8 protein-coding genes are annotated in these 13,690 nt (G+C 70.1%); 6 read left to right on the forward strand and 2 right to left on the reverse strand.

All coding sequences use genetic code 11. The annotated features are described in order from the left end of the window. Window positions 1-79: 79 nt before the first annotated feature. The 6 genes from SS2_RS06500 (at window position 80) to SS2_RS06525 (ending at window position 11,966) form a co-directional block, all read left to right on the forward strand. A complete protein-coding gene (locus SS2_RS06500; RefSeq protein WP_066462487.1) occupies window positions 80-2,089 on the forward strand; it encodes an APC family permease in 2,010 nt (669 codons plus the stop codon). An 87-nt stretch (window positions 2,090-2,176) separates the two neighbouring features. Beyond that, window positions 2,177-3,457 carry a class I SAM-dependent RNA methyltransferase gene (locus SS2_RS06505; RefSeq protein ID WP_066462204.1) on the forward strand — a complete coding sequence of 427 codons (1,281 nt, stop codon included), beginning with the start codon at window positions 2,177-2,179 and terminating at the stop codon, window positions 3,455-3,457. Window positions 3,458-4,009: 552 nt separating this feature from the next. Then, entirely contained in the window at window positions 4,010-5,773 is a 1,764-nt protein-coding gene (locus SS2_RS06510; protein ID WP_169796264.1) for a collagen-binding domain-containing protein, read from the forward strand. Between the two features lie 155 nt (window positions 5,774-5,928). Then, entirely contained in the window at window positions 5,929-8,352 is a 2,424-nt protein-coding gene (locus SS2_RS06515; RefSeq protein ID WP_066462212.1) for an HAD-IC family P-type ATPase, read from the forward strand. Between the two features lie 178 nt (window positions 8,353-8,530). Next, on the forward strand, window positions 8,531-11,287 hold the full coding sequence (acnA, locus tag SS2_RS06520) for an aconitate hydratase AcnA (protein ID WP_066462213.1): 2,757 nt from the start codon (window positions 8,531-8,533) through the stop codon (window positions 11,285-11,287). Between the two features lie 124 nt (window positions 11,288-11,411). Continuing rightward, window positions 11,412-11,966 (forward strand): DUF488 domain-containing protein, encoded by a 555-nt coding sequence (locus SS2_RS06525; RefSeq protein WP_066462215.1) that lies wholly within the window; start codon window positions 11,412-11,414, stop codon window positions 11,964-11,966. Here SS2_RS06525 and SS2_RS06530 read toward each other — a convergent pair. Together SS2_RS06530 and SS2_RS06535 are read right to left on the reverse strand one after the other, a co-directional pair. Then, entirely contained in the window at window positions 11,963-12,928 is a 966-nt protein-coding gene (locus SS2_RS06530) for an aminoglycoside phosphotransferase family protein (RefSeq protein WP_066462220.1), read from the reverse strand. The two genes, SS2_RS06525 and SS2_RS06530, sit on opposite strands and share 4 nt — an antisense overlap. Further along, a complete protein-coding gene (locus tag SS2_RS06535; RefSeq protein ID WP_066462223.1) occupies window positions 12,921-13,661 on the reverse strand; it encodes a type 1 glutamine amidotransferase in 741 nt (246 codons plus the stop codon). Before SS2_RS06535 ends, SS2_RS06530 begins: the two co-directional genes overlap by 8 nt. Window positions 13,662-13,690: the final 29 nt, after the last annotated feature.

A 13,690-nucleotide genomic window follows, 5' to 3' on the forward strand; every position in this document is an offset into this window, starting at 1 on the left:
GACCTGGGGCCGCAAGGGTTCCGTAAAGGTTTCTCCTTCTGCCGGGCGAACCGGCGAAGTAGGCCTAACATTGCTCAACGTGTCGGATATCGCTGATGCCGCCAAGCGCCTGCTGATCGGACGTCCAGTCCGCAGCGACCACTTGGGGCACACCCTCCTCCCGAAGCGCATCGCACTCCCGGTGTTCGCCTCGGATGCCCTCTCGTCCGTCGCCTACGCCCCGGACGAGATCCTGCTCACCCTCGCGATAGCCGGTTTCACCGCCACCACCATCTCTCCATGGGTGGGTCTGGCCGTGGTCCTGGTGATGATCACCGTGGTGGCCTCCTACCGGCAGAACGTACACGCCTACCCCTCCGGGGGCGGGGACTACGAGGTCGCCACGAAGAACCTCGGCAAGAACTCCGGCGTCGCGGTCGCCAGCGCGCTCATGGTCGACTACGTGCTCACCGTGGCCGTGTCGATCTCCTCAGGTGCGCAGTACGCAGCGAGCGCCATCCCGGCGCTGCGCGACCACGAGGCGCAGTTCGCCATCGGTCTCGTGGTGCTCCTGACGGTCGCCAACCTGCGCGGGGTCAAGGAGTCCGGGAAGTTCTTCGCTATCCCGGTCTACCTGTTCATGTTCGCGATCGGGCTGACGGCCGTGGTCGGCTTCCTGCGAAGCATGACCGGCACACTGCCGATGGCCGAGAGTGCGGGCTTCGAGCTCGTCGCCCAGCCCGGCTTCGACGACGGGCTCATGGGCATGGCCGGCGCCTTCCTCATCGCGCGGGCCTTCGCCTCTGGGTGTGCGGCGCTGACCGGTGTGGAGGCGATCAGCAACGGGGTGCCCGCCTTCCAGAAGCCGAAGTCGCGCAACGCCGCCACCACCCTGGCGCTGCTGGGTGGGATCTCCGCGGTCATGATCATGACCATCCTCTTCCTCGCCCGGATGACCGGGGTGCACTACGCCGAGGACCCGCACACCCAGCTCGTGGCGAACGGCCAGCCGCTGCCGGTGGACTACGTCCAGCACCCGGTGATCGGTCAGCTGGCCGAGGCCGTGTTCCGCGGGGTGCCCTTCGTCTTCTACCTCATCTCCGCGATCACCGGCATCATCCTCATCCTTGCGGCCAACACCGCCTTCAACGGCTTCCCGGTGCTCGGCTCCATCCTGGCCAAGGACGGCTACCTGCCCCGCCAGCTGCACACCCGCGGTGACCGGCTCGCCTTCTCCAACGGCATCCTCACCCTGGCCGCCGGCGCCATCGTCCTCATCTGGGCCTTCGACGCCGAGGTCACCCGCCTCATCCAGCTCTACATCGTCGGGGTGTTCGTCTCCTTCACCCTGTCCCAGCTGGGCATGGTGCGGCACTGGACGACGGCGCTGCGCACCGAGACCGACCCGAAGGTCCGGTCCACGATGGGGCGCTCCCGCGTGGTCAACGCGATCGGGCTGGCCATGACCGGCACGGTGCTGATCATCGTGCTGCTGACGAAGTTCACGCACGGCGCGTGGATCGCGCTGCTCGCGATGGCCTTCTTGTTCGTGCTCATGAAGGCCATCCGCAAGCACTACGACATCGTGTCCGCCGAGCTTGAGCTCGGCGAGGACACCTCGCCCTCGCGCGCTCTGCCCAGCCGGGTGCACGCCATCGTCCTGGTCTCCAAGCTTCACAAGCCGACCATGCGAGCGATCTCCTATGCCCGGGCGTCACGACCCAACACCCTGGAGGCCCTCACCGTCGGGGTCGACCCCGAGGACGTGGCACGCCTCACCGCCCAGTGGGAGGCGCTCGACCTGCCGGTGCCGCTGCGCGTGCTGGACTCCCCGTTCCGCGAGATCACCCGGCCGATCCTGTCCTATGTGCGGTCCATCCGCCGGGAGAGCCCGCGCGACCTCGTGGTGGTCTACATCCCCGAGTACGTCGTGGGGCACTGGTGGGAGCAGCTGCTGCACAACCAGAGTGCGCTGCGGCTCAAGGGCCGGCTGCTGTTCACCCCGGGCGTCGTGGTGGCCTCTGTCCCGTGGCAGCTGGCCTCGACCCAGGGCCAGACCGGGCTCGAGGGCACCGGGTACGTGGAGAAGCAGCGCCGCATCGGGTACTGACCTCGGCGGTGAATGCGGAGGCGGTGCGCGGGGGATACTTGAGTGGTGCCTACCAATTCTGAGCCTGCCAACGCTGTGCCTACTGACGTGACCGCAACCGCCGAACAGGCCCCCGCCTCGCTCGTCGAGCTCGAGATCGGCCCGATCGCCCACGGTGGTCACTGCGTCGCCCGTCACGAGGGCCGGGTCGTCTTCGTGCGGCACACCCTGCCCGGTGAGCGGGTCCTGGCGCGCCTGACCGACTCCGGCGAGACGTCGAAGTTCTGGCGTGCCGACGCGGTCGAGATCCTCCAGCCGTCCCCCGACCGGGTGCGCTCGGCATGGCGCCAGGCCGGCGCGGACGGCGTCGGCGGCGGCGAGCTCGCGCACGTCTCCCTCGAGGCCCAGCGCCGCTGGAAGGCGACCGTCGTCGCCGAACAGCTGAGCCGCCTGGCCAAGATCGACCGTGAGGTGGTCGTCGAGGCCGCTCCCGGCGACGACGAGCGCGGTGGCCTCGGCTGGCGCACCCGCATCGACCTGGTGGCCGACGCCGACGGCCGGGCCGGGATGCGCATGTTCCGCTCCCACGACATCATCCCGCTGCACACCATGCCGCTGGCCACCGAGCAGGTGCTGGCCGCCGCGACGGCCGAGAAGGTCTTCACCCGCCGCTGGGCGCCGGGCACCACCATCGAGATCGTCGCGCCCGCCTCGGGCACCGACCCCATCGTGCTGGCCGACGGTGAGGTGGTGCGCGGGGGAGGCCTCGACAAGCGCCCCAACGTCCGTCGCGCCGTGACCGAGACCGTGACTGTCGACGGCGAGGAGATCACCTACCGCGTCGCCGCTGACGGTTTCTGGCAGGTGCACCGCGAGGCTCCGTCGCTGCTCGCCCAGGTGGTGCTGGACGCCGCCCGCGGAGGCGCCGACGGTGACCTGACCGACGCGACCGTCGTCGACCTCTACGCCGGCGCTGGACTGTTCACCGTGCCGCTGGCCAAGGCTGTCGGCCAGGTGGGCCGTGTCGTCTCGATCGAGGGTGACGCCCGCGCCGCCAAGGACGCCCGCCGCAACGCCCACGCGTACGAGCAGGTGGAGATCCACGAGGGCGCGGTGGACCACGTGCTGCGCACCGCCGGGCACGGAGCCATCGGTGGGGCCGACGTCGTCGTCCTCGACCCCCCGCGTACCGGCGCCGGCGCCAAGACCATCCGCGAGATCGTCGCGCTGGACCCGGCCCGGATCGTCTACGTGGCCTGCGACCCCGCCGCCCTGGCGCGAGACATCGCGTACCTGGCCCAGGACGGCTACGAGCTCGAGAGCATCCGTGCCTTCGACCTCTTCCCCATGACGCACCACGTGGAGTGCGTGGCGGTGCTGACGAAGTAGGTCCCTGCGGGGTCTGCGACCGGGAGCGTCCGGCTGGCTTCGGCCAGTCGGACGCTCTTGTCGTCTCCGGCCCCGGCGGGTGAGCCCGCGTGCGCGCAGTCCTACACCCACCGGTATGAACGGTCCGATCGGATATGTGCTGATGCGCTAGCATCCCCAGTGATGGGTGGCGACGCCGCGATGGCGCGGGGTCGGCCCCAGGTAGAGCGAAGCTCGGCAGAACAGAGAACGACCCCCGTGGCGCGGATCACAGACGATCCGCGTCATGCCTGGCCCCTTCGTCGGTCTCTCCTGGTGAGGGCCTCTGGGAGCGCTCCTACGCTCGGGTCCGCACAGCCCGAACGTCACTCTGTCCCGTGTTGAACTCCGGCTCCTGCCGGAACTCGTCCCCAAGGAGACTGCAGCGTGAAGACCGACCGACCACCGCATACCCATTCGCTGCGACGGGCTGCCGTCGCGACGGCCGCAGCAGTAGGGCTCCTGCTGACGAGCGCGACCCTTGCGACGAGCGCTGGCGCGGCGCCGCTACCTGCCGCACCGACGACAGCGATGGTGAACCCCTTCTCTGTCGCGCACGGGTTCACTCTTGTCTCGTTTGGGGACGTCGAGCTGTCCAACGCGGAGCTTGAAGGATCGGTGGCCGCGCGTGGTGACCTGACATGGGCCAAGGGCTCGACGTATCCGATCGTCCACCGCGTCGCCGGTGGCGGGAGCTACACCATCCCAGTGGTCGATGGCCGTGGAGTCCGAGCGCTCGTCGGCGGCCTCGACTTTGCCGGCTCGAACGAGCAGCTTGCAGTCACGTCGGCAGGCTGGGACTCACCTGCCCCGGGCAACTCGCTCAACCGCGGGTGGTTGCTCACCGAGAGCGCCGACTGGACGCACGCGCATGATCGGGCAGGCAGCACGGAGCTCTTCCTCAACGGTGCCTCTGACGTCAACACGACACCCTTGGTCCAGCAGATGTGGAACGGTGGCACCTTCGCCAGCGCGGCGGACGCCGCAGCCGGCCTGGTCGTGCCGGCAGGGACCTTCGACCGTGTCTTCGACGGCTCGCAGGCCCAGGCTGCTGCATGGAGTGAGTCGATGGCGGCGCTCGTCCCGAACGCTTCTGTCCCCGACTGGAGTCAGTCTGAGGTTGACCTCGTCACGACGGCAGCTGCAGGACCGCATGTCCTGCAGCTCACCTCGGCGCAGGTCAAGGCGTGGGGGTCCACGAAGAAGATCCGCGTCGGCGGAGGCTCCACGACGAGCGCTGGTCCTGTCTCCGCGGCGCAGCCGCTCGTGATCAACGTCCTGGTCAAGGATGGCGACGTGCTCGACCTGCCGTCCTTCGCTCACGCCACTGTCTCGAGCACGGGAGCGCCGAACATCTACGCCCCGTACATCCTCTGGAACATCGTGCCGGACACGGCTGGGGCCAGCGTGCAGCTCGGCGCGCAGAAGAGTGCGCTCTCGGGGTCGATCTATGCGCCGACCGTCAACCTGACGACGAACTTTGACCCCAGTGAAGGCCAGGTCGTGGCTGCCAGCCTGACTGGGCTCGCTGGATCGGGCGAGTATCACCACTACGGCTTCATGGGACTCATCGAGCTGCCTCTCGGCGGGCCGACGCCGGTGGGAGGCTTCTCGATCGCCAAGACCGTCGCCGGTGACCCCGGGGCCTCGGTGTCCTCCTTCTCCGGGACATGGACGTGCAGTGCCCCGAACCTGACCGGCGCCTCGTCCGGCACCTGGACCCTGGCTGGCGGTGCGACGACGACGATCGCCGGCTTCCCGGTCGGGACCTCCTGCGCCGTGACCGAGAACCCGGTCACCGGCGAGGCGAACGGCACCTGGACCGCCGCCCTGGACCGCCCGAGCATCACCGTCGTGGCCGGGACGGGTACCGCACCGGCCGACCGCGTCACCGTGACGAACACCTTCACGGCAGCGCCGACGACGGGCCCGGGCACCGGAGGCAATCCGGGTGGCGGCGGCAACGGTGGCGGCAGCACCGGTGGGGGAGGCCCGACCGGCGGTAGCGGCGGCGCCGACCCGGGCACCGGCCCCAGCACCACACCCGGCGCTCCCGGGCCCGGCGGGACGAGCGGCTCCGGATCCACCGGCTCCGGCAACCTGCTGCCCTCCACCGCCGGTGGAACCCCGGGAACCTCCGTCGCCCCTGCAGCAGGCAAGGCCTCGACCTCGGCGTCGAGCACCCTGCCTCTGACTGGCTCCAACCCGATCGGGGTGGTGGCCCTCGCCCTCGCCCTCGTCGCCCTGGGGGCCGGCGCCCTCGGCCTGGCCCGCGTGCGGCGCCGCACCATCGCCTGACCTGCAGGGCGCACATCGCACCACCACCTGGCGCGGGCACCGTAGGACGGTGCCCGCGCCGCCGTGTCGCACCCGCTCCGAGGCCTGCGCAGGGGGTGAACCGCATGTACTGGGTATCTTTGTCCAGGCAGACCACCGCGATGCGCAGGAGCACCATGAACGGATCTTCCACGACCGGGCTCACCAGCGCCGAGGTCGATGAACGGCGGGCCCAGGGCCTGGTCAACACGGTCTCTCACCAGACGTCGCGCACCTTCGCGGACATCCTGCGGGAGAACATCTTCACGCTGTTCAACCTCATCCTGGCGATCGCCCTCGTCCTGGTGCTGTCCACGGGCCGGTGGCCGGACGCGCTCTTCGGCTTCGTCATCATCATCAACGCGGCGATCGGCATCGTCACCGAGTACCGGGCCAAGCGCACCCTGGACAACCTCGCCATCCTCGACGCGCCCTTCGCGCGCGTCTCGCGCGACGGCGACGTCGCCCAGGTGCGCCTGGAGGACATCGTGCGCGACGACGTCGTGCACCTGGGGACCGGGGACCAGGTCCCCGCGGACGGGGAGGTGCTCGTCTCCCGAGGGCTCGAGGTCGACGAGTCGATGCTCACGGGGGAGTCCCGCTCGGTGCACAAGCAGGTCGGCGACGACGTGCTCTCCGGCTCCTCGATCGTGGCCGGCAGCGCCGTGTACCGCGTGACCCGGGTCGGAGCGGAGGGGTACGCCAACCAGATCACCGCCGCCGCCAAGAAGTACTCCACCGTGCAGTCGGACCTGCGCGACGGCGTCAACGCGATCCTGCGCGTCGTCTCCTTCGGGATCGTGCCCATCGCCCTGCTGCTCGCCTGGAGCCAGCTGCGGGCCACCGGTGGCTGGGACACCGCGATGCAGGACGGCAACTGGAAGGACGCGGTCGTGGCCGCGGTGGCCGGCGTGGTGGGGATGATCCCCGAGGGCCTGGTCCTGCTGACCTCACTGAACTTCGCGATCGCCTCGATGCTGCTGGCCCGCCAGAAGGTCCTGGTCCAGGAGCTCGCCGCCGTCGAGGTGCTCGCCCGGGTGGACGTGCTCTGCCTGGACAAGACCGGCACCATCACCGACGGGACGGTCTCCCTGACCGACCTGACCACCATCCACGACCTGCCCGGGGCGATGGCCGCGCTCGCGGCCTTCGCCCGCGACCCCGAGGGCAACGCCACGTCCAAGGCGCTCGCCACGGGAGTGGCCGACGTCACCGCGGCGAGGGTCGACGGCGCCGTCCCCTTCTCCTCGGCTCGCAAGTGGAGCGCGCTGGCCACCCCGGAGGGCGCGTGGGTGATGGGCGCCCCGGAGATCCTGCTCGGCCAGCGCAGCGACGCCGACGCCGAGCAAGCCCGGAGGCTGGTCGCCGCGGCCGCCGACACCGGCGCCCGGGTCCTGCTGCTGGCCTGCAGCCCGCACGGGCTGCCGGCCACCGACGCCCCGCTGCCCAGTGACCTCGACCTAGCCGTGCTGGCAGTGCTGGGGGAGCGGATCCGGCCCGACGCGGCGCAGACCCTCTCCTTCTTCCGCGACCAGGACGTGCACGCCAAGATCATCTCGGGTGACAACCCTGACACGGTCGCGGCCATCGCCACCCGGGTCGGTCTGCGCGGGGAGGGCGTGCTTGTCGAGGGCTTCGACGCCAGGAGGCTGCCGACGGACGACCCAGCGGCGCTCGCGCGCGTGGTCGACGACTACGACGTCTTCGGTCGGGTGACCCCGGAGCAGAAGCGCGAGATCGTCCACGCCTTGCAGGGCCAGGGGCACGTCGTGGCGATGACCGGTGACGGCGTCAACGACGCCCTCGCCCTCAAGGACGCCGACCTGGGCATCGCGATGGGCAACGGGGCAGGGGCCACCAAGGCTGTCGCCCGCATCGTGCTCGTCGACGGTCACTTCGCCACCCTGCCCGGGGTGCTCGCCCAGGGCCGTCGCGTCATGGCGAACATGGAGCGGGTCGCGACCCTCTTCCTGTCCAAGACGACGTACGCGGCGCTGCTCGCCGTCGTCGTGGTGCTGCTGGCGTGGCCGTACCCCTTCCTGCCGCGGCACATGACGATCATCGGGTCGCTGACCATCGGTATCCCGGCCTTCCTGCTCGCCCTGCCGTCCAACAACCAGCGGTACCTGTCCGGCTTCCTACGGCGCTGCCTGTCCTTCGCGATCCCGCTCGGGATCGTCACCGGGTCGTTGGCCCTCATCGTCTTCGCCGTCGTGTGGAACCTCGACTCCCTGGTCCAGGCCCGCACAGCGGTCTACATCGTGCTCATCGTCGTGGGGCTGTGGGTCGTGGGTGTGCTCGCCCGGCCGTGGCAGCCGTGGAAGGTGGCGATGATCGCCGCGCTCGGCCTGGCGGCTGCGGCGACGCTGTGGATCCCGTGGGTGCGTGAGGTCATCGACCTGGAGTATCCGAGCGCGAGCACGGTGCCGGTCATCGTCGGCGCGGTGGTGGTGGGCTGCGTCCTCGTCGAGGTGATCCACCGGTGGCTCAGGCCGTGGTTGGCTGCCTCGCACGAGGCGCGGGTACTGGCCACCGCGTCCGCAGAGCAGAATGTATCTTGACGTCAAGATATATGTTGTATGCTGGTCCTGGATTCGCTGATCGGGTCGCGTGAGCGCCCCGGGCAACAGCCATCACCCGGCGTAGGCTGGGATAAACCCCCCAATGTACAGATGAGGTGCTCGCACAGCGGCCGTCACGGCGCTGCGGCACCCACTCGCCATCGATGAAGGAGCCTACGTGAGCAGCGTGGACACGTTCGGGTCAAAGGGAACTCTTGAGGTCGCAGGCACCTCGTACGAGATCTTCCGGCTCGCAGCAGTACCGGGAACGGCCAAGCTTCCGTTCAGCCTCAAGGTTCTCGCTGAGAACCTTCTCCGCACCGAAGACGGCGCGAACATCACCGCTGATCACGTCACCGCGATCGCGAACTGGGACCCCGACGCCGTGCCGGACACCGAGATCCAGTTCACGCCTGCCCGCGTGATCATGCAGGACTTCACCGGTGTGCCGTGCATCGTCGACCTCGCCACCATGCGCGAGGCTGTCGCCGACCTCGGCGGCAACCCCGAGCGGATCAACCCGCTCGCCCCGGCCGAGCTCGTCATCGACCACTCCGTGCAGATCGACGTCGCCGGTCGCCGCGACGCCTTCGAGCGCAACGTCGAGCTCGAGTACGAGCGCAACCGTGAGCGCTACCAGTTCCTGCGCTGGGGCCAGACGGCCTTCGACGACTTCAAGGTCGTCCCCCCGGGCACCGGGATCGTGCACCAGGTGAACATCGAGTTCCTGGCCCGCACCATCATGACCCGCGAGGTCGACGGCGTGCTCCGCGCCTACCCCGACACCTGCGTCGGCACCGACTCCCACACGACCATGGTCAACGGCCTGGGCGTGCTCGGCTGGGGCGTCGGCGGCATCGAGGCCGAGGCCGCGATGCTCGGACAGCCCGTCTCCATGCTCATCCCGCGCGTGGTCGGCTTCAAGCTCACCGGCCAGATCCCCTCCGGCGTGACGGCGACCGACGTGGTGCTCACCATCACCCAGCAGCTGCGCCAGCACGGCGTGGTCGGCAAGTTCGTCGAGTTCTACGGCGAGGGTGTCGCGGCCGTGCCGCTGGCCAACCGCGCCACCATCGGCAACATGAGCCCGGAGTTCGGCTCCACCGCGGCGATCTTCCCGATCGACGGCGTGACCCTGGACTACCTGCGCCTGACCGGCCGTTCCGAGGAGCAGCTCGCGCTCGTCGAGGCGTACGCCAAGGAGCAGGGCATGTGGCTCGACCCGTCCTCGCCGACGTACGTCGAACCGCAGTTCTCGGAGTACCTCGAGCTCGACCTGTCCACGGTCGTCCCCTCGATCGCCGGACCCAAGCGCCCCCAGGACCGCATCGAGCTGTCCCAGGCAAAGTCCGCCTTCACTCGCGACCTGCCGGTCTACGCCCCTGAGGTCGTCGACGCGGTCGACGAGGCGGAGAAGGAGTCCTTCCCGGCCTCGGACGCCCCGGCCTTCTCCGAGCACACCCACCGCGTGGTCGACGTGACGGACACCCAGGGCCGGTCCTTCGGGCTGTTCCACGGCGCCGTCGCGATCGCCTCCATCACCTCCTGCACCAACACCTCGAACCCCTCGGTCATGATGGCCGCCGGGATCCTGGCGAAGAAGGCCGTCGAGAAGGGCCTCGTGGCCAAGCCGTGGGTCAAGACCTCCATGGCTCCGGGCTCGCAGGTCGTCACGAACTACTACGAGAAGGCGGGCCTGTGGCCCTACCTCGAGAAGCTCGGCTTCCACCTCGTGGGCTACGGCTGCGCAACCTGCATCGGCAACTCCGGTCCGCTCGACGAGAACGTCTCGGCCGCGGTCAACGACCACGACCTCGCCGTGGTGTCCGTGCTCTCCGGAAACCGCAACTTCGAGGGACGCATCAACCCCGACGTGAAGATGAACTACCTCGCCTCCCCGCCGCTGGTCATCGCGTACGCGCTGGCCGGGACGATGGAGTTCGACTTCGAGAGCGAGCCGCTGGGACGCGACGAGGACGGCAAGCCCGTCTTCCTGCGTGACATCTGGCCCACCCCCGAAGAGGTCCAGTCCACGATCGACTCCTCGATCGACCGGGCCATGTTCACCAAGGACTACGCCGACGTCTTCACCGGCGACGAGCGCTGGCGCGCGCTGCCCACCCCGGTGGGCAACACCTTCGACTGGGACCCCACGTCCACCTACGTGCGCAAGCCCCCGTACTTCGAGGGCATGTCCCTGACGCCGTCCCCGGTCAGCGACATCTCCGGGGCCCGCGTGCTCGCCAAGCTCGGCGACTCCGTCACCACCGACCACATCAGCCCCGCTGGTGCGATCAAGCCGGGCACCCCGGCCGCGGAGTACCTGGCAGCCAACGGCGTCGAGCGTCGTGACTACAACTCCTACGGCTCACGCCGCGGGAACCACGAGGTCATGATCCGCGGCACCTTCGCGAACATCCGTCTGCGCAACCAGCTCCTGGAGAACGTCGAGGGTGGCTACACCTTCAACTTCCTCAAGGGTGAGCAGTCCTTCATCTACGACGCCGCGCAGGACTACGCCGAGGCCGGCATCCCGCTCGTCGTCCTGGGTGGCAAGGAGTACGGCTCCGGGTCCTCGCGCGACTGGGCCGCCAAGGGCACCGCGCTGCTGGGCATCAAGGCCGTCATCACCGAGAGCTTCGAGCGGATCCACCGCTCCAACCTCATCGGCATGGGCGTCCTGCCGCTGCAGTTCCCGGCCGGTCAGAACGCCGAGACGCTGGGCCTGGACGGCACCGAGACCTTCGACATCTCCGGTGTCACGGGCCTCAACGAGGGCTTCACCCCGGACACGCTGCACGTGACGGCGACGAAGACCGACGGCTCGGTCGTCGAGTTCGACGCCGACCTGCGCATCGACACCCCGGGCGAGGCGGACTACTACCGCAACGGTGGGATCCTGCAGTACGTGCTCCGCTCGCTGGTCACCTCCTGACCGCAAGCGTCACCCGCAGCACCAGCACTGCCCGACGGCGGGGCGACCACTTCGGTGGGCGCCCCGCCGTCGGCGTCTGGGCAGCGGTGGCAACCACCGTCGTCCTCGGGTTTGAATGGCAGGCATGAACACCGCTGTACATCCCGCTGACCTGCTCGTCTACACCATCGGGCACTCCACGCACCCGATCGAGGAGTTCGTGGAGATGCTCACGCGCAACGGCGTCGACGAGATCGTCGACGTGCGCACCGTGCCCGGGTCCCGGCACAACCCCCAGTTCGGTCAGGAGGCCCTCGCCTCCTCCCTGCAGGCCCACGGCATCGGCTACGAGCGCCTCGCCGAGCTGGGAGGGCTGCGGCACACCCCGGTCAGTGCGCCCTCGATCAACGGAGCGTGGCGCAACGCGAGCTTCCGCAGCTACGCCGACTACATGCAGACCCCCGCCTTCGACGCGGGCATCGACACGCTGCTCGCCCTGGCCGCCCGCGGGCAGGTGGCCATCATGTGTGCCGAGGCAGTCCCGTGGCGCTGCCACCGCTCCCTCATCGCAGACGCCCTGCTCGTCCGCGGCGCGCGGGTCGAGGACATCATGTCGCCCACCTCGACCAAGCCGCACACCATGACGTCCTTCGCCCGCGTCGAGGGCACCCGGGTGTGGTACCCGCCAGAGGAGTCCTAGGCGTCGTCGAGGATCTCGGTGAGCGCGCGGGCACCGAGGATCGCGAAGCGCGGGTCGTCGTCGCTGTGGGTGAGCATCGCGGAGGCCATGACCAACGCCCAGCCGCGCGCGCGGCGCCACGTGGCGGCATCGACCGCGCCGAGGCGTTCCACCTCGGCGCGGAAGGCGCGTCGCCCGGCCGCGTCGAAGGTCAGCCACGCGGTGGCGAGGTCGCAGGCAGGATCGCCGCTGGTCAGGTCGCCGAAGTCGATGAGGGCGCACAGAGTGGCCGGTGTCGATGCCTGCGACGACCCGCTCGGCCGCGTGCTCGGCTGCGTGCTCGGCGGCGCCACGCCTGGCCGGGCGAGCATGTTGAACGGGTGCAGGTCGCCGTGCAGCCACACCGCTGGTCCCTCGTGCACCGGCGCGGCGAGGGCGTCAGCCCACACGCGGCGCGCCTCGTCGGCGCGCGGGACGGCAGGGTCGCACAGGCGGGCGTCGATGTCCGCGGCGCGGTGGGCGAGCGGGACGCCGCGGTAGGGGTTGGCCGGCGCCTCAGGTGGCGCGGGGCGGTGCAGCGCCCTCACACATCGAGCGAGATCGATGGCCAGCGGCGCGCGGTGCGCGATGGGCAGCGCGCCCACCTCGGTGCCCTCGAACCACGGGACGACGCTCCATGCCCACGGGAAGTAGTCGGACGGATGGCCCCGGTGGACGGGCGCCGGGACCGCGACGTCGACGACGGTGGCGAGGCTGGCGGCGAGGGTGGGCAGCCAGTGCTGCTCGTTGACCACCAGCTGTGCGGCCAGCTGGCGGCGGGGGACCCGGACAGCGAGGTCGGCCCCCAGACGCAGCATGACGTTGTCCCACCCTTCGCTGACCTCGGCGAGGTCGAGGTGAGCGAGCGCGGGACACTGGTCGAGCAGCAGCCGTCGGACCAGCGGGACGGTGATCTGGACCTCGGCGGCCGGGCGGTCACCCATGGACGCTGCGCTGATGGGCCAGGACCGCGTCGGCGAAGGTCGAGAACGCGACGAGGGCGCGGGGCACCAGGCTGGTGAACCGGCCACGGGCGTCGGCGGCGATCCGCTCGGCCTCTCCGGGGTGCAGGGCGGCGGTCATCTCGGGCCGAGCCAGCCAGTCGTGCAGCAGTGGGCCGTCGAGCTCGAGGTGGAACTGCAGGCCCACGCTGGTGCAGGCGCGGAAGGCCTGGACGGGTGTCGCGGCGGTGGCGGCGAGCACCAGGGCTCCCGCTGGCGCGTCGACCGTGTCGTTGTGCCAGTGCAGCACGACGGGGTCGGCCCCGGCGTCGACCGCGAGCGGGTAGAGGTACGGGTCACGCAGGCCGTCCCCGGTGAGCTCGACGCCGGCGAAGCCGATCTCTCGCACTGCGCCGGTGCGCAGGGTGGCGCCCAGGGCCACGGCGAGCAGCTGCATGCCCAGGCACACCCCGAGCACCGGGATGCCGGCGGCGTGCGCGCGGGCGAGCAGGTCACGCTCGACCGCCAGGCCCGGGTAGGTGGCGTCGTCGAGGGCGCCCATCGGTCCGCCCATGACCAGCACACCGGCGAGGTCGGTCAGGGCAGGGAGGTCTGGTGCCGGGTCCTCCGCGACCGACCGGACGAGGCAGGTGATGCCACGCTGGTCGAGGGCGCGCTCGATGAGCCCGGGCGTCTCCCAGGCGGCGTGCTGCAGAACCAGGACGGTGGGGGTCATGCCGCCATGCTATCGGCGCTGATCAGGCA

The organism is Sanguibacter suarezii NBRC 16159, assembly GCF_001552735.1.
Lineage (GTDB): Bacteria > Actinomycetota > Actinomycetes > Actinomycetales > Cellulomonadaceae > Sanguibacter > Sanguibacter suarezii.

Excerpts from the sequence above, each read along its gene's own strand:
- SS2_RS06535 (WP_066462223.1), bottom strand. The coding sequence starts at position 13,661 with ATGACCCCCACCGTCCTGGTTCTGCAGCACGCCGCCTGGGAGACGCCC.
- SS2_RS06515 (WP_066462212.1), top strand. The coding sequence starts at position 5,929 with ATGAACGGATCTTCCACGACCGGGCTCACCAGCGCCGAGGTCGATGAA.
- SS2_RS06525 (WP_066462215.1), top strand. The coding sequence starts at position 11,412 with ATGAACACCGCTGTACATCCCGCTGACCTGCTCGTCTACACCATCGGG.
- SS2_RS06530 (WP_066462220.1), bottom strand. The coding sequence starts at position 12,928 with ATGGGTGACCGCCCGGCCGCCGAGGTCCAGATCACCGTCCCGCTGGTC.